This is a genomic window from Parahaliea aestuarii (assembly GCF_008064635.1).
Lineage (GTDB): Bacteria > Pseudomonadota > Gammaproteobacteria > Pseudomonadales > Halieaceae > Parahaliea > Parahaliea aestuarii.
The window spans coordinates 1-20,849 of the sequence record NZ_VRYZ01000007.1 but is presented as its reverse complement, the minus strand read 5'-3'; the positions used below and the strand labels follow the sequence as shown (position 1 = coordinate 20,849).

Sequence of the window (20,849 nt, the reverse complement as noted above, 5' to 3'; positions counted from 1 at the left end):
GCTGACTGGGCCTATCCCAGACCGTCGGCACTCATCCGCTGCAGCAGATCGCGCCATCTTGAAAGTTTTGCCCCCGGGTCCTTGGTGGCGGGAGCCGCCGCGCCGCCCACCCACAGGCCTTTGCTGTTGAAGCCGAAAACCGGCTTGAGGTCGGGGCGCTTCGATGCCGGCCGCACCATATCGACCATGTTGTCCAGGATCAGCGGGTCGGCAGAGGGTGTCGGGTAATAGGCCAGTACCATATGTGCCTCGTAGCGGTTGCTGAGGTTGCCCCCCATCTGGGCTTTGACGTAGGTAATGCGCAGCTTGTCGATGGGGGTGCCGGCGAGCAGTAGCGTCATGTACTTGGCGATGCTGAAGTCCTCGCAGTCACCGGTACGTCTGGCCATGGTTTCCAGTGGTGTCGCCCAGTAGTCGTCCTGCCCCCAGATATCGATATCCTGCTGCCAGCGGACTCGCCGGTTGAAAAATGCGTTGACCTTTTCCACCTTCTTGTCGTCGGGCAGCGTGGCAATTGCATCAATAAGCTCGCGCCACTCGGCTACGGTATTGGCGGTGTTGGCGCCATAGCGGCTCGTCGCCAGTTGCTGCATCCGGTCCAGGTTGACCTGGGCCACCACAGACAGGGCAGAACAGACCAGCGCCAGGATGCCGAGGTGGATCCAGCGTATTGGCTGTCGCTTTGAAACCCGGTGCGTGATGTGGTCTGCCTCAACTGGTAAAAACAATAATCTGTCCGCGGCCGGGGCCATGGGTGGCGCTAGTTTAGTGTAGTGAAAGATTGAAGTTTGGGTAATTTGGCCCGCCTGGGTCGAAAAGACGTGAATATTTGTGATCTACTTCATATCTCTCTGCAATTTGATAGCGATTTACAGGGAATCGCTTATCCTCCGGCGAGGAATACTCTTTTGCGGCAGGACGCTGCAAAACAAAAATATGCATCCAGGAACAGGGAAGACACCCATGAAAGGTCATCGCAAGATATTGGTAGGGGCGGTAGCCGTTGTGCTGGGAACAGCGGGTTTGACGGCACAGGCGGAACCAATTGCAAGTTTTGAGGAAGCGGTCAAGCAGGCGGTAACCACCAACCCGCGTGTGGTCGCCAACTGGTACGACTTTGAAGCAAGCCGCGAAGCGCAGCGTGCTGCCGAGGGCGGCTATTATCCGAGTGTAGATATCAACGCGGATATAGGCCGTGAAGATCGGGAAACTCCCCTGATCGATTTCGACGACTACTCCCGCGACGCCACCCGCTTCAGTATCACCCAGATGCTGTTCGACGGTTTCGCCACCCGGGAGGATGTGCGCCGGCTGGGTTACGAGAAGCTGTCCCAGTATTACACCCTGCAGCGCACGTCACAGGAAATTGCCCTGGAGGCCACCCAGGCTTACCTGGACACTGCACGCTTCCAGAATCTGGTGAAGTTTGCCGAGGACAACTACATCGTCCATCGGGAGGTCTATGACAAGATCGCCGAGCGTACCGGCGGCGGTGTCAGCCAGGGGGTGGACCTGGAGCAGGCTGCGGCACGTGTGGCGCTGGCCGAATCCAATCTGCTGACCGAGATGACCAACCTGCACGATGTGCAGGCTCGCTTCCAGCGAGTGATTGGTGATCTGCCGGCCGATGAACTGGACATTCCCGCCATGCCCGCCGGCCAGATTCCCGAGCTGCGCTCCGCCGCGCTGGACCTCGCCTATGAGCGGAGCCCGGAAATCGATGCGGCGATCGAAAACCTGCGCGCCGCCCAGGCGGCGATGAATGCCACCAATGCGCCCTTTATGCCGCGGGTGGATCTGCGCTACCGCAACGAGATCGAGCACGACACCGACGGCCTGGAAGGTCGCTACGATCTGGAAGCGGTTGAACTGGTGGCCAGCTACAACCTGTTTCGCGGCGGCTCCGACAGCGCGCGCAAGCGAGAGTTCTACAATCGCTACAACTCGGCGATTGAACAGCGCAAGCAGGCCTGCCTGAATGTACGCCAGAACACCATGATCGCTTTCAACGACATCCAGGCGCTGGAACAGCAGGTGGTGTACCTGGAACGCAACCAACTGGCCCAGGACAAGACCCGCCGCGCCTACCAGGATCAGTTCGATCTCGGCCAGCGCACACTGCTGGATCTGCTGGATTCCCAGAACGAGTACTTTGACACCCAGCGTGCCTACATCAGCGCCCGCACCGACCTCGCCGCTGCCCAGGCTCGCACCCTGGCCAATATGGGCCTGCTGCTGGCCGCACTGGACATGCAGGGCATCAATGCCGAGGAAATTGCCAGCCTGGGACTGAACCTGTCCCGCGATGCGGACGACGAGAACGGCCAGGCCCTGTGCCCGCCGGAGCCGCCGCCGCCGGTTGAAATTGACAAGGAAGCCCTGTTTGCCAGCCTCACCGCAGGCAACGCCCGCTATCGCGATGCCGGCGAAGGCAAAGTGGCGGTGGAACTGGCGGTGCAGTTTGCCCACAACTCATCCATCATCACCCACGATTTCGACACGGAAATCTCGAGAGCTGCTACCTTCCTGGCGCAGAACCCCGGCGTGGTGGCCAGTGTGGAAGGTCACGCCGACAGCAGTGGCGACGATGCCTACAACCAGTGGCTCTCGGACCGCCGCGCCAATGCGGTGCGCCAGATGATGATCGACAAACACGGTGTGAATCCGGAGCAGATCACTGCCATCGGCTACGGTGAAACCCGCCCCATAGCGGACAACACCACTGCCGAGGGCCGTGCCAGCAACCGTCGTGTGGAATTGGTACTGGATGGCGGCGCCCCCATGTAGTCGCTGTCAGCCGTAAAAAAAACCGCGCCCCGGGAGGGGCGCGGTTTTTTTATGCGTTCTGCCCAGAGGGCTGGCCACTGCTTCAGAACATGAACCTCAGTCTCACCCCGTAGACCCGCGCCTCTTCCATGAACTGGGTGTGGGTACCCGCCAGCACCGGCGTGTCGAAGCTCTGGGCGAAGGCTTCCTCGTCAAAGATGTTGCGCCCGTAGGCCATCATCTCCCAGTGCTCGCCGCGCAGCCCCGCGCGCAGGTTCACCTTGGTGTAGGCGTCGATGTAATCGAGAGGATCGTTGTCGCCTGAAGAGCTGAACTCGTCGCGGTAGTTGGCTTCGCCACCCAGGAAGAGCTCCAGTCCGCTGTTGAAGGTGTAGAGATAGTCAAAGAAGGCCGTGGCGCTCCAGTCCGAGGCGTAGAGGGTTTTCTCGCCGCTCAGGTCGTTGCTGGTAAAGCCCTGGGGCGTACCGCAGAAAGGATCGACGTCGAGCTGGATCGCGGTACAGGGTCCGTTCTCGAACTCATCGTAAGTGGCGTCCAGCCAGGCGCCGTTCAGGCCGATGCGCAGGTTGTTGGTGGCCTGCCACAGCATGTCCACCTCAATGCCCTGCACTTCGGATTTACCGGCGTTGGTCACACCGAAGCCGACACCCTTGAAGATGGAAGTTTGCAGGTTGTCGTAGAGAGTGTAGAAAGCCGCCCAGTTGATGTTCATGCTGCCGTCGAACAGGGTGTGTTTGCCGCCGATTTCGAAGGCGTCCACTTCCTCATCCTCAAACTCGAAATCGTCGTTGGGTACGGTCGGGTCGTAGCAGGCTTCGATGGGCTGGCCCGGCACGCAGGGGTAGGTGGCAATGTCGAGTTGCCCCGGTTCCTGATCGTCCGCCGCGGTAAAACCGCCACTCTTGAAGCCCTGGGAGAAGCTGGCGTAGAGCATGCTGTCATCTCCCACATCCCACTGTACGTTGAGGGAGGGAATCCACTTGTCGGTGGTGCGATCCTCGTTGAAGTTATAGCGGTAGGTGTTGAAGCTGGTGGCCTCAATGAAACCGAGGAAGAAGTTATCGGACGGGTTGTCGATACCGGTCAGGTCGTCGGAGAGGAACTGGCTGCTGACTACGTCCTTGCTCTCTTCGGTATAGCGCACGCCGACGGTTACCCGGAAAGTGTCCGAGAGGTTGAAGGTACCCTGGCCAAACACCGCGTAGGAGTCCGAATCGAGTTTGTAGTAGTGATTGCGGGCGATCTGGTTGGCGGTGTAGGCGCCGTTGGTGAGGACGGTGAACAGGCTGTTGGCGCCGAGCAACTGGGGCACCAGTCCGTCCATATTGGTGTCGATGGTCACGCGTCGGTCGAACTCCAGTTCGCTCTTTTCGTAGTACACGCCGGCCACATAGTCGAAGAACTCGCCACCCGGTGAGGTAAAGCGGAATTCCTGGCTGACCTGCTCGAAGCGCTGGTCGTCGTCGCGGTGGATGAACTGCAGGGGCAGCCAGTCCACATCCACGCCGTCGATGTACTGGTATTCGGAATAGCCGGTGATGGAGGTCAGGGTGCCGCCGCCCACATCCCAGTTCACATCCAGCATGTAGTTGTCGTAGTCCTCGTCGTTGGAGTCGGGGTTGATGCCGATACCAATGCCGTCTGCCTGGCTGGTGCCGTAGCCGTTGTCCTTGAAGGTGACAAACTCTTTCTCGCCTTCGGCCACCAGTTCCGGGTAAAAGAAGTCGGTGAGCAGGTAGCCGATACTGGCGAAGGCGGAGCGATTGGGGAACAGCGCGTCGCGGTCGGCGGCCGGCAGGTAGTATTTGGTGGAGGACGGTGCGCCGATCCTTTCAAACTCGGTATTGCTGTATTTGAATTTGATGTCCAGGGTGTCTGTCGGTTGCCACACCAGGGTGACCCGGTAGGAGGTCTCGTCGATCTGGCCTTCAGGTTCGTCCAGCAGGGTGTTTTCCACATAGCCGTCGGTTTCGCGCTGCTTGAAGGCGATGCGGGCGGCGAAGGTATCGCCGATGGGTGTCTCTATGCCGCCTTCGATCTGCTTGCCGTTAAACGACTCCAGTGACACCGCGACATCGCCGGAAAGCTCGTCGCTGGGGTCTGGTGAGCGAGAAATGATGTTCACTGCCCCGGCCACGGTGTTCTTGCCGAACAGGGTCCCCTGGGGGCCACGCAGAACCTCCACCCGCTCGATATCGAGGAAGCCCGCCCGATACTGGCGGCCGCGACCCATGTAGATACCGTCCACATACATGCCCACCGACTGCTCGAAGCCCTGGTTATTACCTGAACCGACACCGCGCATATAGATGTTGGTGTTGACCGAGGCGGAGGCGATATGCAGGTTGGGGACATAGTCGGCGAGGGCGGCCATATTGGGAATGCCCGCCTCCTGCAATTTACTGCCCTGCACAGCGGAAACGGATATCGGCACGTCCTGCAGGCTCTCTGCCCGCTTCTGTGCGGTGACGATCACTTCCTCGAGTTGCTGGGCGTGGCTGAAGTTGGCGGCGCTGGCGAGTGCAACGGCTGCAACCAGTGGTGCACGGTGAAAGAACACTGACATGGACGATCCCTCTTGTTTGATTTTTATAGCTTTTGCCCGGCGGGATGAGGCGCCACCACCGGGTTATGTATCAGGTTAGGCTAAAAGGAACGGCAATGACAATGCCTGAGTGCGGAACTATTTCCCGCCGCCGGCCATGGCGTGGACGTGCCGCCACTCCTGCGGGCTGACGGGTTGCACCGAAAGCCGGCCCTGGCGCCGCAACACCATGTCTTCCAGCGCGGGCTCGCTCTTGATATCGGCCAGGGTGACGGTGTGCGGGAAGGCCGAGACAAAGCGGATATCAATGCAGTACCAGCGCGGCGCTTCCTGGCTGGCCCTGGCGTCGAAGTAGTGGCTTTGAGGGTCGAACTGGGCAGGGTCGGGGTAGCCTGCGCGCACCACTTCGGCTGTGCCGGCGACGCCAACAGGACGGCACTGGCTGTGGTAGATCAGCACCTGGTCTCCTTGCTGCACGGCGTCGCGCAGCAGATTGCGAGCCTGGTAGTTGCGGATGCCATCCCACCTGGCCTGCCCGGAGGGTTCACTGCGCAGGTCGTCAAGGCTGTATTCGTCAGGCTCGGTTTTGAGCAGCCAGTAATTCATGGCTGGAATTCTCCCTGCAGCGTGTTTGGGCCGGAATCGGCTGCTAAGATGAACATACCTTCAATGCAGTGGCAACAGGCGCTATGGCGGAAACCGAATCTCCTATCACCCCGGCGGAACTGGTCGACACGCTGCCTGAAGTGCATTCCCTGCTGGCATTCTTTTCTCGCCTGGACGCCGCCGACCCACTGATCAGACTGGCGATCGCCGGGGCCATTGCCGGGCTTTCATTTTTGCTGTTGCTCACTTGCCGGTTCCTGATCAGCCGGCGCCTGCACGGTATGGCGGGTATGCCCGAGACCAGCTTCAGCCCGTTGCGCTGGCAGGCCCAGGACCTTGTCACCGCCGAAGAAATGAAGCAGTTCTGGATGAATGTCTGGCGCGGCCTGAGCTGGGTGTTATCGTTGATCTTCGGGGTAGCGACGTTGATCGGCCTGCTGTTGACTTCGGAGTGGACCATGAGCCTGGCGGCCCACCTGATGGTGATGGTGCTGCATGCGCTGCTCTATGTGTGGAACGGCTTTGTAGGCTACTTGCCCAACCTGGCCACTGTCATTGTGATTCTGGTGGTGGCGCGCTACACGGTGCGTACCATTGGCCTGATCTTCGAGGGCATTGCCAGCCGGCGCATCTATCTGCGCAACTTCTATCCAGAGTGGGCTCACACCAGTTTCGGCATTATTCGCCTGCTGATCTATGCGCTCACCGCGGTGATTATTTTTCCCTACCTTCCGGGTTCCAGTTCCCCGGCCTTTCAGGGCATTTCCATTTTCGTCGGTGTGCTGATTTCCCTCGGTTCCACGACAGCGGTGGCGAATGTGGTGGCCGGCGTGGTGTTGACTTACACCCGCGCTTTCCAGATTGGTGATCAGGTCGAGTTGGGGGACGTGCGCGGGCGCATCGTCGAGCGCAGTACCTTTGTCACCCGTATCCAGACGCTGAAAAATGTGACGGTCTCGATTCCTAATTCGCTGGTGCTGAACAGTAACGTGGTCAATTACAGCAAGAACCTGGGGCAATCGGGCATTCTGGTGCACACCGGCATCACCATTGGCTACGACGTGCCCTGGCAGACGGTTAATGCGCTGTTGCTGGCTGCGGCGCAGCACACTGAACATATCTCCGCTCACCCCGAGCCCTTTGTGCTGCAGCTGTCGCTGGAAGACAACTACGTCAGCTACGAGGTGAATGGCTGGACCCTCAAGCCAGAGCTATTGCCGCGGATCTATTCCGAGCTGCACGCCAATATTCTGGATGAGTTTCATGGCCACCAGGTGGAAATTACGTCGCCGGCCTACCGTTCGGTGCGCGATGGCAATCCGCTGACTGTGCCGCAGGTGCTGCCGCGCGAGGCGTCGGGTGGTGTGACTTCAGTGGAGGATGGGAACGCTGTTGGTTAGCGGGAGTGTCGGGTAGTACTGAGGTATTCGGGAGGGGTGGCGCAGACCGCTCGTTATATGGTTATCGCGGTCCAGCGTCGAATCGGGGCAAGCTCAGTTGGTCGCGAGCATGTTTTCCCGGGCGCGGAACTTGGCCAGTTCAGCGTTGTAGCTATCGGCAACAGATTCAGCCAGGTAAAGGCTGCGGCTTTGCTGCAGGGGGTGCAGTTCGGAGCGGCAGTCCAGGTAGTTTTCGATGGCTTCAACATAGGCGTTGACGGCTACCTGGGCTTCGTACATTTGTTCGTGGGTAGCAGCCTGGCCACTGGGTACCGCCGGCGCGTCGCTGGGGAATTGGGCAGGGCATTCGGCCATGGCGCCGGCGGCCAGGACAAGAGCGGGGATAGCAAGTAGCTGTTTCATGGGTGTTACCTCGGTCTAAAGCGGTGGTAGGGAAGGTCCCGGATGATCGCGTTACCGCGATGTGTTACCAATATCCACACTTTGCATGTCGATTGCAAGCCCCTGAAGGCCGCATGAAACCTGGATTTCGGTCTCAGTTTAAATGATAAGGCGGCGACCCTTCGCAGCTGGCACCAGTGTGTTACACGTCGTAACGACCTGTGTGAACTGCTGGTGCATATTTCGGCTGTTTTTTCGTCGCCCGGCATATGCGGTGCACCATGTTGGTGCGCAAGGGTTGGTTCGGCAGTGACTGGGCTGTGGATGGATACACGGAACCGGCGCGCCGGAAATTTCTGGTAAAAATCCGCAATGGCCCGGTGGGCGGGCGGTCTCTTTAGCGACCCGACCACTACCTGCTGTGTTGACAGGTATCCGCGACGTCCTACCATAAGCCCACTTTCTGCCGGCCTCACAGTGCCGGATCTGTCCGCCCACAGGAGATTCCCCCGGTGCATACCCTTTCCCGACTGGCCCTGGCATTCACGCTGGGAGCGATTCCCCTCACGCTGGTGTCTCCAGCCACACTGGCGCAGGCATCCGCGGTAGCGGAGCGAGAGCAACAAACTGCGGATGGCCGCTTGCAGGCGCTGTACGAGCGTGAGTACGCCTGGCGCCAGGCCATGTTGGGCAAGGTGCTGGATGACGAGGGGGAATGGCAGGCCGGTTCACGCTGGGCCAGGGTTGATCCCGCCACCCAGCGGGAGAACCTGGCGTACTGGGAGCAGGTACTGGCCGAACTGGATGCCATCCCGGTGGAGCAGCTCAGTCACAACGAGCAGATCAACGCAGCGACTTTCCGCCAGATTGTCACCACACTGGCCGACGAGGTTCGCTTCAAAACCTTCCAGGCACCACTGAATTCCGACAGTTTCTTCTGGACCGGCCTGTTTCCCCGCATGGGGGGGTTTGAGGACATCGCCGCTTACCAGCGCTACATCGAGCGCCTGCGGGATCTCCCGCGGTACTTCGACGAGAACCTCGGCAACATGCGTGCCGGCCTGGAACGTGGCTACAGCGTGCCCAGGGTGACCCTGGCGGGGCGTGAAAAGTCGCTGGAGGCCTACCTGGTGCCGGGGCAGGGCAACCCATTCTGGACTCCGCTGGCGGACATGCCGGAGAACATCGTCGGCAGTGAAAGGGAGGCGCTTGAGCAGCAGGCTCTCGCGGCCATCAATGAGGCGGTTGTGCCGGCCTATAGCCGTGTTCTGGATTTTATGCGGGACGACTACCTGCAGCAGGCGCGCAGCAGCCTGGCGGCCCGGGACCTTCCCGATGGAGAAGCTTTCTACCGGGCCCAGATCCGGGCTTTTACCACTTTGGACCTTACCCCTGAGGAGATTCACCAGCGCGGTCTGGCGGAAGTGGCGCGAATCGAGGCGGAAATGCAGGCGGTCATCGCCAAAACGGGTTTTGAGGGCAATCTGCAGGAATTCATTGAGTTCCTGCGCACTGACCCGCAGTTTTACGCCAAGACCCCGCGCGAGCTGCTGTCCTATGCCGCCTATGTCGCCAAAAAGGCGGACGGCTACATGGGTGAGGTGCTGGGCTTCCTGCCCCGCCGGCGCTTCACCATCCTGCCGGTGCCGGAGGCTATTGCTCCTTTCTATACCAGCGGTCGCGGCGGGTTGAACAGCTGCCTGATGAATACCTATGATTTGCCGTCGCGACCGTTGTTCAACCTGCCGGCCCTGACCCTGCACGAGTGCGCCCCGGGGCACGCCCTGCAGGCGGCCATCGCCAAGGAGGCGCCGGGCGAGATACCGCGCTTTCGCCGCGACAACTACTTCTCGGGCTACGGGGAGGGTTGGGGCCTCTATACCGAGTGGCTCGGCACGAAGATGGGGGTGTATGAAACGCCGTACGAGGATTTCGGCCGCCTGTCCTATGAAATGTGGCGTGCCTGTCGTCTGGTCATCGACACCGGCGTACACTACTTCGGCTGGACTCGTGAACAGGCCCTGGCCTACCTGGGCGAGCGTACGGCGCTGTCCACCCACGAGGTTACGACAGAGGTGGACCGCTATATCTCCTGGCCCGGACAGGCGCTGGCCTACAAACTTGGGGAGATGCTGATACGTCGCAAGCGGGCGGAGGCGGAAGAGGCCCTGGGGGCTGACTTTGACCAGCGCTATTTCCACGACGTGATCCTGGGGCTGCGCTCGGTGCCCTTGCCGGTGCTGGAGTCGGAGCTGGACAGCTGGATCGCCGCTGGCGGCGCTGACCCCTATGCCGGTGAGGCGCCGTAGCGCGCTTTGCGAAAGCCTTTGCGGGCGCAGAATCGAATGCCTGGGGCCGGGCCTCGTATCAGGCCCGGGCCGGATGCTGCAGGGAGTGCCCGGTGAGAAATGCCTGAAACCTCTGGATATCCAGCGGCGGGGCTATCAAGTAGCCCTGGACCTCCTCGCAACGACAGCGCCGCAGGGCTTCCAGTTGCCCGTCGGTTTCCACCCCCTCGGCCACCACTGACAGCCCAAAAACATCGGCCAATCCGACGACGGCGCTAACAATGGCGGCACTGCGAGGCTGGGAGTTCAGGTCGACAATAAAACTGCGGTCGATTTTCAACTCGTCGACAGGCAGGTCGCGCAGCATCGACAGGCCTGAGTAGCCAGTACCGAAATCATCGATGGAGAAGCGCAGGCCCTGTTCGCGCAGGCTGCGGATGTAATGAATGCTGCGCTTCATATCCAGCAGCGCGGCGCGCTCGGTGATTTCCAGTTGCAGGTAGGGGCGTAGCGAGCTCAGGTCTCCCAGCAAGGCCTGCATCTGGGGCAGGAAGTCGCGATCAGTAAACTCCTGAGCAGATATATTGACCGATACTCTGTCCAGCGTCGAACCCAGCAGATCCACCTCGCCCAGTTCGGTGCAGGATTTAAGTATCACCTGCTTGGTGAGCGGGGCGATCAGGCGGTGCTCCTCCGCAAGCGGTATGAATTCATCCGGCGGCACAGTGCCGCGCTCCGGACAGTGCCAGCGCACCAGCACTTCGCAGCCACTGATGCGCTGGCGCTCGAGGTGTAGCTGCGGCTGGTAGTGTACCTGCAGGTCACCGTTGTCGATGGCGCGGCGCAGGTCCTGCAGAAGCGAGCGCCGGTTCTTCTCCAGTTTGTCCCACTGTTCATTGAAGTAGCTGATCTGGTCGGCACCGAGAGGCCGCGATGCGCGCAGTGCCTTGCCGGCGGCGGCCAGCAGGGCTGACGCCTCCTGGCCATCGTCAGGCGCAAGAGCGGCGCCGATCGAGCAGCTGACTTCGAGCCCGGCCTCCCGGGCGGCCCGGTTGAACAGGGCGCGCAGGCGTGTAGTGTGGTACTTGTGCGGCCGGCCACTGTTGTCGAGCGGGATGGCTACGGCAAATTCGTCGGAACCTAGGCGCGAAAGCAATGTGTCGGCGCTGTGCCCGGCGCGCAGTGCTTCTCCAAAGCGGATAGTGAAGTCGTCGGCCGGTTCGCGGCCAATGCGGGCGGTCAGGTCGTTGAAGCGATCAATGTCGAGGAACAAAACAAGGAAGGGGCGTATGGAGCCGTCAGGCGCCTGTAGCACATCGTCGAGGTGGGTGAGAAACAGGGCGTGGCGAGGCAGGTTGGTTTGCGGATCTAGCTCCTGCAGCCGGGTGATCTGGCGGAGAAAATAGTAGCTGAGAAGGAAGAGAAGTGCCGAGGTGAGGGCGATGAAGAACCAGCCCTTGTAACTTTGCAGGCGACTGAGCTGCTCGACATCGCTCCCCGCCAGTTCCTGTAGTGCGGCGTCAGACAGGGCGATCCACAGGGTCCCGGCTACCGCGTAAGCGACAACCATCTTCAGTGCTGTGCGTAGCGTACTGGTCAAATCCATCCCCCTGATCATTTTTTGCACAGCGGTCAATTGCCGGCGCTTTGGCTCCAGTGTAGTCCAGCCTGCCCCGACCGGGTGGCTGCGGTGATTCGCACTGGCTGATGATTGTTGACTCCTGCCAGAGCCGCCCCATAATGGCTGCCTTCATCTGCTGTAAAAGAAGTAGTTCTGCGCTGTATGAGCACCCCCGACTTCCTGCTGAAGGGCAGTACCGTCACTGTTGTTGTTCTCGAACTCCATCAATACGATTCAGAGGCTTTCCCCTCCCTGCTCTCGGAGCGAGTTGCCCGCGCGCCGGGACTGTTTCAGGGCTCGCCCGTTGTCATCAGCCTGGAGTCCCTGCGGGCAGAAAGCGACGCGGTTAACCTGGCCGGCATGCTCGATCACTGTCGCGACCAGGGATTGCGACCTATCGCTTTCCGCGCTGTGCCGGAGGGCCTCCAGGACAAGGCGGCCCAGACCGGCCTGGCAGTGCTGCCGCCGGGTGGCGGCCGCGGGCGTTCCATTGAAGTGCCGGCAGAGGAGCCTGCACCCGATTTGGAGGTGCATACCGAGCAGCAGCCTGTGACCGCTGGCCGACCCACCCGTACCATTACTCGCCCGGTCCGTTCGGGCCAGCAAATTTACGCGGAAGGCGGTGACCTGATTGTACTGGCGCCGGTGTCTGAGGGGGCGGAAGTCCTGGCCGACGGCAACATCCATATTTACGGCCCCCTGCGCGGGCGCGCCCTGGCCGGGGTGCACGGCGACGCCAGCGCCCGTATTTTCTGCCAGCATATGGATGCCGAGCTGATTTCGGTGGCTGGCCATTTTCTGCTCAGTGATGCCCTCGGCGACACTGTGCTGCGCAAGCCGGCCCAGGTAGCCCTGGATGGCGATGTACTGAGTGTTTCTGCGCTGTAAGCAACCCCCTAACTTTTTCCAACATCTACAGGAGCCATTTTGTGGCAAGAATCATCGTAGTGACCTCCGGCAAGGGTGGGGTCGGTAAAACCACCAGCAGCGCCGCCATTGGCACCGGCCTGGCCCAGCGCGGCCACAGCACCGTCATTATCGACTTCGACGTCGGCCTGCGTAACCTGGATCTCATCATGGGCTGTGAGCGCCGGGTGGTGTACGACTTCGTCAATGTGATCAATGGCGAGGCAACGCTTAACCAGGCCCTGATCAAGGACAAGCGTACCGAGGGCCTGTTCATCCTTCCGGCCTCCCAGACCCGCGACAAGGACGCCCTGACCGAAGAGGGCGTGAGCAAGGTACTGGAAGAGCTCAAGGAGCGTTTCGACTACATTGTTTGCGATTCACCTGCGGGCATCGAGAAGGGCGCCCAGATGGCCCTGTACTTCGCTGACGAAGCCATCGTTGTGACCAATCCGGAGGTTTCGTCGGTGCGCGATTCCGACCGTATCCTGGGTATCCTGCAGAGCAAATCCCTGCGTGCCCGCGAAGGCCAGGAGCCGGTAAAGGAGCACCTGCTGGTCACCCGCTATAACCCGGCGCGGGTCAGCGCTGGCGAAATGCTGAGTGTGGCGGACGTCGAGGAAATCCTCGCGATCCCCCTGCTTGGTGTGATCCCGGAATCGCAGGATGTGCTCAAGGCCTCCAACCAGGGCGAGCCGGTCATTCTCAACGCCGATGCCCAGGCCGGACAGGCCTACAGCGATGCGGTTGATCGCCTGCTTGGTGAAGATCGCGCCCACCGTTTTCTTGACGAGCAAAAGCAGGGCTTCCTCAAGCGGCTGCTGGGAGGAGGGCGAGGATGAGTCTTCTCGATTACTTCCGCAGCAAACAGAGCCCCCGCTCTGCGTCCACCGCCAAGGAGCGATTGCAGGTCATCGTTGCCCACGAGCGGGGCCAGCGCAACCAGCCGGACTACCTGCCGCGCATGCAGCAGGAAATCCTCGAAGTGATCCGCAAATACGTGCCGGTTGAGCAGGACGACGTGCACGTGCAGGTCGACGAGAACGGCAACTGCTCGGTACTGGAGCTGAACGTCACCCTGCCTGGTTAGGTAGCCCGGTACTTGCTGCGGGTGCTGCCAGGCCGTCTGGCACTCGCGACGGTGCCAGGTCCTGCATTCACTCGCCGCGCGGCCTGGCCGGCGGCGAGGGCTTGCACCGTTAATGCCCGTGGCATCAATTGACAGGCGCTGTGGCGCCGGCGACAACCGCCTCCCAGACCCGCATCAAATTGCCCCCGAGCAATTTCTCGATATCCGCTTCACTGTAGCGACGATCCAGCAACTCTGCGACCAGGTTGGGGTAGGTGGATACATCCTTGAGCCCCACAGGCAGGCTGTCGCCCACGCCATCAAAGTCCGAGCCGAGACCGACATGGTCTATCCCGGCGATCTTGACCACATGGTCGATGTGATCCGCCACGTCACTGACGGTGGCGAAGGGGAAGGCCTGCTTGCTGCGGTAGTCGGCCTCGAAGGCCTCCATCTCTGAGGCATGTTCATCAACACCGTAGCGCTCGGCATAGGCATCGGCGGCTTCGCCGTAGGTTTTGAAGTAGGCATTGGCTTCCCGGGTGATGAAGCTGGAGCCGAAGTTGATCAGCACCACGCCATCGCGCTCGGCCAGGGCTTTCGTCAGCTTGTCGTCCAGGTTGCGTTCGAAATCGGGGGTGAATTTGCGCATGGAGGAGTGCGAGGCGATCACCGGCACTGTACTGAGGGCGATGGCCTGTGCCGCGGCGGCATCGGACAGGTGGGAAATGTCCACCATCACGCCGAGCCGGTTCATGGCCTGCACCAGCTCCGCGCCGAATGGGCTGAGCCCGTTCCAGAAGCGAATGTCATCGTAGGATGAGTCGCTGATGTGATTCGACAGGCCGTGGGCGAGGGTGATGTAGCTGACACCGCGCTTACGAAAATGTCGCAACTTGTCCAGATCGCCGGCGATGGGGGCGCCGTTTTCCATGCCCAGGGCCATAGCGATTTTACCGGCAGCTACTTGCTGCTCGGCTTCTGCCGGTGTGGCGGCGATGCCGAATTTGTCCGGCGCCCGGGCCACGATGGCCTCCACCTGGTCGATCAGGTTGTTGGCAAGGTTGTAGGCGCTGCCATCCAGCTCAGCCGAGGGCGGCGTGTAGATAGACATAAAGGGCAGATTGAGGCCCCCGGCGACCGCCCGGGGGTAATCAAACTCGCCCTTCTCGGTGGCCTGGGTCACGTCCTCCCAGTGATCGTGCAGGCGATAGGGAACGTCGATATGGGTGTCGACCAGCAGATAGTTTGCGGTCAGTTCCCTGGCGCGCTGAAGGTTGTCCGCAGCCAGGGCGCTGACGCTGGTGGCGAGTATGAATCCGCCGGCAAGGGCGCATTGAGTCAGTGAAAAACGCATGTCTACTCCACAGGCTGAAAAGCGGCAAGGTTAACGCATGCCTGAGCAAATCCCCAGCCCGCCAGCACACAGGTGGGTGCGCGCCTGGTCGGCGATAGCCTGCTTGCCCATCCGGGAACGAAAAAGGGGCCCGCAGGCCCCTGTTGGTCGAGTATAGCGCCGCCTAGAGGATGCGCTTCATGGCCGTCATGTAGCCGCGCAGCCTTTTGCCCACGACTTCGACCGGATGGTTGCGAATGGCTTCGTTGACGGCGATTAGTTCCTGATTGTCGACGCCGTTGTCGCCAGCGATGCCTTTGCCGATCACATCGGTTTCGACACCCGCCATGAAATCTTTCAGCAGCGGGCGACAGGCGTGATCGAACAGGTAGCAGCCGTATTCCGCGGTGTCGGAGATCACCACATTCATTTCGTAGAGTTTCTTGCGCGCGATGGTGTTGGCGATCAGCGGCGTTTCGTGCAGTGACTCATAGTAGGCGGACTCGGCCTTGATGCCGGCAGCCACCATGGTCTCGTAGGCCAGTTCCACACCAGCCTTAACCATGGCCACCATGAGGATGCCGTGGTCGTAGTATTCCTGCTCGGAAATATCGGCGTCGGTGTTGGTGGACTGTTCAAAGGCGGTATCTGCAGTGGCGCCGCGCCACTTGAGCAGGTTGGCGTCGTCGTTGGCCCAGTCTTCCATCATGGTGGTGGAGAAGTGGCCCGACATAATGTCGTCCTGATGTTTCTCGTACAGGGCGCGCATGATGCCCTTGAGTTCCTCGGCCAGGTGGAAGGCGCGCACCTTGGCCGGGTTGGACAGGCGATCCATCATGTTGGTGATGCCGCCGTGCTTGAGGCCCTCGGTGACCGTTTCCCAGCCGTACTGGATCAGCTTTGAGGCGTAAGCAGAGTCGATTCCTTTTTCCACCATCTTGTCGTAGCACAGGATGGAGCCGGTCTGCAGCATGCCGCAGAGAATGGTCTGTTCGCCCATCAGGTCGGATTTCACTTCCGCGATGGGGGATGACTCCAGTACACCGGCGCGGTGACCGCCGGTACCGGCGGCCAGGGCCTTGGCGATGTCCAGGCCATTGCCATTGGGGTCGTTTTCACGGTGTACGGCGATCAGGGTGGGCACGCCGAAGCCGCGCTTGTACTCCTCGCGCACCTCGGTGCCGGGGCATTTGGGGCACATCATCACCACAGTGATGTCCTTGCGGATCTGCATGCCTTCTTCCACCAGGTTAAAGCCGTGGGCGTAGTCCAGGCAGGCGCCTTCCTTCATCAGCGGCATGACAGCGTTGACGACACTGGTGTGCTGCTTGTCGGGGGTGAGGTTCATCACCACGTCGGCGGTGGGGATCAGGTCCTCGTAGGTGCCGACAGTGAAACCATTCTCGGTGGCGTTTTTCCAGGACTGACGCTGCTCGCTGATAGCCGTCTCGCGCAGGGCGTAGGCTACGTCCAGGCCGCTGTCGCGCAGGTTGAGGCCCTGGTTGAGCCCCTGCGCGCCACAGCCGACGATGACGATTTTCTTGCCGCGCAGGATTTCCACACCGTCGGCAAACTCACTGCGATCCATAAAACGGCATTTGCCCAGTTCCTCGAGCTGCAGGCGCAGTGGCAGGGTGTTGAAGTAGTTCTGGCCCATGGTATTACCTCTGGTATTGGGAGTTGGAAAGGTGGGCACGATACGCCAAATCTTTATTTGCGTAAAACGCTATATATAGAAAACAGTATTGCGTATATTGCAATAAATTCTGGCAGTGAAATCCTCGCCGATGGATATACGCAGCCTGCAGGTATTCCTGTCTGTGGCAGACACCCTTAACTTTAGTCGCAGCGCCGGGCAGTTGCATCTCAGTGTCAGTGCCGTCAGCCGCAGTATTCAGCGGCTGGAGGAGTTGCTGGGGCACCGCTTGCTGGCGCGGGACAAGCGCACCGTGCAACTGACGCCGGCGGGGCGCGATTTCCGCGACTACGCGCGTCGCGCGGTTGCCGACTGGGACAGAACCCGGCGCCAGCTGGGGGCCGGTGAGGAACTGGTTGGCGAGGTGAGCCTGTACTGCTCGGTCACCGCTACCTACAGCATTCTGGCGCCGATTCTGGAGGCCTTTCGCAGCCGGCATCCCGGGGTGGATATTCAGCTTCATACCGGGGATCCGGCCGACGCTGTCGACAATGTGCTCAGTGGTCAGCACGACCTGGCGGTGACCGGTCGACCCACCAGTCTTCCCCGCCGGGTGAGCTACCTGCAGTTGCTGGAGAGCCCGATGCTGGTGTGTATGCCTGCGGCGGACTGCGCGGTGCGTCGCCTGGCGGTCAGTGGAGATAGTGCGGCGCCGGAGTTTGACTGGAGCCGCCTGCCCTTTATTTTCCCGGAGCGCGGAACGACACGGGATATGCTGGAGCAGTGGTTTGAAGAGCAGGGTATCCAGCCGAATATGTACGCCCAGGTCGCCGGTCACGAGGCAGTGGTGGCGATGGTCGGGCTGGGTCTTGGCGTGGGTATTGCCCCGGAGCTGGTAGTACGCACCAGTGGCCTGGCGGGGCGCGTCAGTGCCATGCCGGTGTGGCGACCGCTGCCCGCCCTCGGTATCGGGCTGTGCGCACCGCGGGCGTCGCTGGAGGATCCGCGGGTGAAGGCCTTCTGGGATGTCGCCGCCAGCACTTTTGCGCCGGCAGTTTGATACACTGTCGGCCCTTTGAATGGCGGAGCCACCATGACTCAGCACGAACCACCGGACCAGGATGTTGAAGCACCGGACGTCGCGGCCCCAGGCGTTGCTCCCTCTCTCGACCTGCTGGTCGATGAGCACGAGGAAGAGGTATCGGAAAACGGCCGTACCGTGCGTCGCCAGGGCATCTACCTGCTGCCCAACCTGTTCACCACCGGCGCCCTGTTTGCCGGTTTCTACGCAGTCATCGCCGCCATGCGTGGAGATTTCGAAAGCGCCGCCATTGCCATCTTCGCCGCCGGTGTGCTGGATGGTCTGGACGGGCGGATTGCGCGACTTACCCACACCACCAGCAAGTTCGGTGCCGAGTACGACAGTCTCGCGGATATGGTGTCGTTCGGCGTGGCGCCAGCGCTGGTCATGTTCAGCTGGGCTTTGGGAGACCTCGGCAAGTTCGGCTGGAGTGCCGCTTTTATCTACGTGGCCTGTGCCGCTCTGCGCCTGGCCCGCTTCAATACCCGGATCGATACCGCGGACAAGAACTACTTCACCGGCCTCGCCAGTCCGGCAGCCGCTGCCATTATCGCGAGCACAGTCTGGGTCTGTCATGATCAGGGCTGGGTTGGCGCCGCACTGCCTGTGGAAGTGTCGGTGCTGGTGGGTGTCCTCACAGCCGCTGTCGGCTTCCTGATGATCGCCAACTTCCCCTATTACAGTTTCAAAGGGGTGGATTTTCGCGGCCGGGTACCCTTCGTGGTGATCGTGCTGGTGGTCATCGTGTTCGGACTGGTGACCCTCGATCCGCCTCTGGTATTCCTGCTGGCCTTCCTGGCCTACGCCTGTTCGGGGCCGGTGATGCAGGTGCGCAACTGGCGCCAGCGCCGTACTTCCGGGCACTAGAGCGGGAACCTTCTTCCCTTGCAGCCCTCTGACAAGACAGGGTGTTGCCGTGACGCGCCGCATTAGCCGGAGTCAGGGAACGATAACCGGGTCGTTAAGGAGTTGCCGCCATGTCCCAGCGTACGATTTGTCCGCCCATTCCATCGAGTGAGATTACGCCTGAGTCGGTGTACCTTCGGCGCCGCGACCTGATGCGGGCCGCCGGGCTCGGGGGGGCAGCGCTGGCGCTGGGGGCATCGATGCCGGGCAGCGCCGCAGCGGAGCAGGAAAGAACTGCACTCGAGTACAGCGCAACCGACCAGCCGCTTGCCGCCGACGACAGCCTCACCCCATACGAGCATGTCAGTGGCTACAACAACTTCTACGAATTTGGTACCGACAAGAGCGACCCCGCCCGCTACGCGGATGAGATGAGCGTCGATCCCTGGGCGGTCGATGTTGGCGGCCTGGTAAACAAGCCCGGTACCTTGCATCTGGAAGACATACTCGGCAGCTTTGATCTTGAGGAGCGAGTCTACCGGCTGCGCTGCGTGGAGGCCTGGTCCATGGTGATTCCCTGGGTGGGGTTCCCGCTGGCTGACCTGCTCAAGCGTTTTGAGCCGCGCAGCGAAGCCAGGTTCGTCGAGTTTCGCACCCTGTACCGCCCGGAGGAGATGCGCGGGACCCGCTCTCTGACCAGCATTATTGACTGGCCCTACCGCGAGGGGCTGCGCCTGGATGAGGCGATGCATCCGTTGACGCTGATGGCGGTTGGACTTTATGGCAAAACACTGCCTGAACAGAACGGCGCACCGTTGCGCCTGGTGGCGCCCTGGAAGTACGGCTTCAAGAGTATCAAGTCCATCGTCAGCATCCGGTTGCTGGACCGGCAGCCAGAGACCTCCTGGCAGGAATTGGCACCGCAGGAGTACGGGTTCTACGCCAACGTCAACCCGGATGTCGACCACCCGCGCTGGAGCCAGAAGTACGAGCGACGGTTGCCCTCGACGCTGTTCAACCCCAATCGCATCCCGACACGCATGTTCAACGGCTATGAGGAGCAGGTAGCCGGTCTGTATCGCGGTATGGATCTGCGCAAGCTGTATTGATGTCCGAGCGCCTCGGCCGCCTGGCGGTATTTGTTCTCTGTTTGGTGCCCTTTGCGCTGCTGTTGTGGCAGGCCGTTGGCGGCGGACTGGGGCCGGATCCGGCCAAGCGCATCATGCTGCAGACCGGCGAGTGGTCGCTGCGTCTGCTCGCACTCACCTTGCTGGTGTCGCCGCTGCGGCAGTGGAGCGGCAAAGCCTGGGTGATGCGCCTCCGGCGCATGCTGGGGCTCTACGCGTTTTTCTATGCCTGTGTCCATCTGTTGGCCTTCGGGCATTTCTACCTGGGCTGGTCACCTGCGATCCTGGTGGAGGAGCTGGCAGAGCGCCCCTACATTACTGTGGGCTTTGCCGCCTGGCTGTTGTTAGTGCCGCTGGCCGTCACCTCGACCCGCAACTGGCAGCGTCGCCTCCGACGCAACTGGCAACGATTGCACCGGCTGATCTACCCGGCCGCGGTGCTGGCCTGTCTGCACCTGCTGTGGCAGGCCCGCTCCGACGTGGGCGAGGCTTTGGTCTATATTGTAGTGGTGGGGCTGCTTCTGGTTTGGCGCTTACAGCGAGGTTGGCGCCGGGCGGCAAAAGTCTGAAATATTTTTTGCAAACACCCTTGCGCGCGGGTCGGTTTTGCGTAGAATGCGCCCCTCGCGTTAAGGCGCTCCCGGAAGCGGTTTTCGAACTCTTCCGGGTTTGTAAGAAGCCTGAAAGTTTTTTACAAAAAGTGCTTGCGGCATCCGAAACGATCCGTATAATGCGCGTCCTCAGTCAGGGAGAGCGGCTAAGCCGCTCAGCGAAAAGCGACCTGATTGACACCCTGAATCCTGGCGATCAGGGGCTGATTAACAAGTAGACGAAGACAGATGTGTGGGCACTTGTTGAGGTAATAGCTACGACTATTATCAGACACAAGTGACTCATTGATTCATTACGAATTCTTGATTTTCGAGTGTCTGAGCCGAGATTTGGTTGTTGCCGTGGGGTAACCACGTAAATGACCCCTCTTGCCCTTTGGGTAGAGGTAAAAGATTAAACTGAAGAGTTTGATCATGGCTCAGATTGAACGCTGGCGGCAGGCCTAACACATGCAAGTCGAGCGCGAAAGGCCCTTCGGGGTTGAGTAGAGCGGCGGACGGGTGAGTAACGCGTAGGAATCTACCTGGTAGTGGGGGACAACATGGGGAAACTCATGCTAATACCGCATACGCCCTACGGGGGAAAGCGGGGGACCTTCGGGCCTCGCG

The 20,849-nt window shown here is 60.9% G+C and carries 17 protein-coding genes and 1 rRNA gene; 11 read left to right on the top strand and 7 right to left on the bottom strand.

The features are described from left to right. Positions 1-11: 11 nt before the first annotated feature. Positions 12-728, bottom strand: a complete 717-nt coding sequence (locus tag FVW59_RS15095; protein ID WP_246139751.1) for a transglutaminase-like cysteine peptidase — start codon at positions 726-728, stop codon at positions 12-14. A 235-nt stretch (positions 729-963) separates the two neighbouring features. Between FVW59_RS15095 and FVW59_RS15090 the strand changes: the two genes are divergently transcribed. Next, entirely contained in the window at positions 964-2,787 is a 1,824-nt protein-coding gene (locus FVW59_RS15090) for a TolC family outer membrane protein (protein WP_148065199.1), read from the top strand. Between the two features lie 82 nt (positions 2,788-2,869). Here FVW59_RS15090 and FVW59_RS15085 read toward each other — a convergent pair whose 3' ends face one another. Together FVW59_RS15085 and FVW59_RS15080 are read right to left on the bottom strand one after the other, a co-directional pair. After that, a complete protein-coding gene (locus FVW59_RS15085; RefSeq protein WP_148065198.1) occupies positions 2,870-5,353 on the bottom strand; it encodes a TonB-dependent receptor in 2,484 nt (827 codons plus the stop codon). 117 nt (positions 5,354-5,470) lie between these two features. Further along, positions 5,471-5,938, bottom strand: a complete 468-nt coding sequence (locus FVW59_RS15080) for an EVE domain-containing protein (protein WP_148065197.1) — start codon at positions 5,936-5,938, stop codon at positions 5,471-5,473. A gap of 83 nt (positions 5,939-6,021) precedes the next feature. Between FVW59_RS15080 and FVW59_RS15075 the strand changes: the two genes are divergently transcribed. Continuing rightward, complete coding sequence (locus FVW59_RS15075) at positions 6,022-7,338, top strand: mechanosensitive ion channel family protein (protein WP_148065196.1); 1,317 nt, start codon at positions 6,022-6,024, stop codon at positions 7,336-7,338. Between the two features lie 93 nt (positions 7,339-7,431). On the opposite strand, the gene FVW59_RS15070 is transcribed toward FVW59_RS15075, so the two are convergent. Beyond that, the gene (locus FVW59_RS15070; RefSeq protein WP_148065195.1) at positions 7,432-7,740 is read right to left on the bottom strand and encodes a hypothetical protein; all 309 of its coding nucleotides are present in this window, start codon (positions 7,738-7,740) and stop codon (positions 7,432-7,434) included. Positions 7,741-8,231: 491 nt separating this feature from the next. Here FVW59_RS15070 and FVW59_RS15065 point away from each other — a divergent pair, with 491 nt between their 5' ends. Beyond that, on the top strand, positions 8,232-10,028 hold the full coding sequence (locus tag FVW59_RS15065) for a DUF885 domain-containing protein (RefSeq protein ID WP_246139750.1): 1,797 nt from the start codon (positions 8,232-8,234) through the stop codon (positions 10,026-10,028). Positions 10,029-10,086: 58 nt separating this feature from the next. Here FVW59_RS15065 and FVW59_RS15060 read toward each other — a convergent pair whose 3' ends face one another. After that, positions 10,087-11,607: a putative bifunctional diguanylate cyclase/phosphodiesterase gene (locus tag FVW59_RS15060; protein WP_187275920.1), complete on the bottom strand. Its 1,521-nt coding sequence runs from the start codon at positions 11,605-11,607 to the stop codon at positions 10,087-10,089. A gap of 183 nt (positions 11,608-11,790) precedes the next feature. Here FVW59_RS15060 and minC point away from each other — a divergent pair, with 183 nt between their 5' ends. The 3 genes from minC to minE are packed head-to-tail and all read left to right on the top strand — an operon-like array spanning position 11,791 to position 13,624. Next, entirely contained in the window at positions 11,791-12,516 is a 726-nt protein-coding gene (gene minC, locus FVW59_RS15055) for a septum site-determining protein MinC (protein WP_148065192.1), read from the top strand. 41 nt (positions 12,517-12,557) lie between these two features. Further along, complete coding sequence (gene minD / locus FVW59_RS15050) at positions 12,558-13,376, top strand: septum site-determining protein MinD (protein WP_148065191.1); 819 nt, start codon at positions 12,558-12,560, stop codon at positions 13,374-13,376. Then, a complete protein-coding gene (gene minE / locus FVW59_RS15045; RefSeq protein WP_148065190.1) occupies positions 13,373-13,624 on the top strand; it encodes a cell division topological specificity factor MinE in 252 nt (83 codons plus the stop codon). Before minD ends, minE begins: the two co-directional genes overlap by 4 nt. Positions 13,625-13,748: 124 nt before the next feature. On the opposite strand, the gene FVW59_RS15040 is transcribed toward minE, so the two are convergent. Both FVW59_RS15040 and ilvC read right to left on the bottom strand, forming a co-directional pair. Continuing rightward, positions 13,749-14,960: a dipeptidase gene (locus FVW59_RS15040; protein ID WP_148065189.1), complete on the bottom strand. Its 1,212-nt coding sequence runs from the start codon at positions 14,958-14,960 to the stop codon at positions 13,749-13,751. Between the two features lie 163 nt (positions 14,961-15,123). Beyond that, positions 15,124-16,596, bottom strand: a complete 1,473-nt coding sequence (gene ilvC, locus FVW59_RS15035; RefSeq protein WP_148065188.1) for a ketol-acid reductoisomerase — start codon at positions 16,594-16,596, stop codon at positions 15,124-15,126. Positions 16,597-16,726: 130 nt separating this feature from the next. Here ilvC and ilvY point away from each other — a divergent pair, with 130 nt between their 5' ends. From ilvY to FVW59_RS15010, 5 genes are all read left to right on the top strand, one after another. Further along, positions 16,727-17,635: an HTH-type transcriptional activator IlvY gene (gene ilvY, locus FVW59_RS15030; RefSeq protein ID WP_148065187.1), complete on the top strand. Its 909-nt coding sequence runs from the start codon at positions 16,727-16,729 to the stop codon at positions 17,633-17,635. Positions 17,636-17,668: 33 nt separating this feature from the next. Next, the gene (pssA, locus tag FVW59_RS15025; RefSeq protein ID WP_148065186.1) at positions 17,669-18,523 is read left to right on the top strand and encodes a CDP-diacylglycerol--serine O-phosphatidyltransferase; all 855 of its coding nucleotides are present in this window, start codon (positions 17,669-17,671) and stop codon (positions 18,521-18,523) included. 110 nt (positions 18,524-18,633) lie between these two features. Continuing rightward, positions 18,634-19,611, top strand: a complete 978-nt coding sequence (gene msrP / locus FVW59_RS15020) for a protein-methionine-sulfoxide reductase catalytic subunit MsrP (protein WP_148065185.1) — start codon at positions 18,634-18,636, stop codon at positions 19,609-19,611. Beyond that, positions 19,611-20,198 carry a protein-methionine-sulfoxide reductase heme-binding subunit MsrQ gene (locus tag FVW59_RS15015; protein ID WP_148065184.1) on the top strand — a complete coding sequence of 196 codons (588 nt, stop codon included), beginning with the start codon at positions 19,611-19,613 and terminating at the stop codon, positions 20,196-20,198. The genes msrP and FVW59_RS15015 overlap by 1 nt, the downstream gene beginning before the upstream one ends. 438 nt (positions 20,199-20,636) lie before the next feature. Further along, a 16S ribosomal RNA gene (locus FVW59_RS15010) occupies positions 20,637-20,849 on the top strand; the annotation flags it as partial.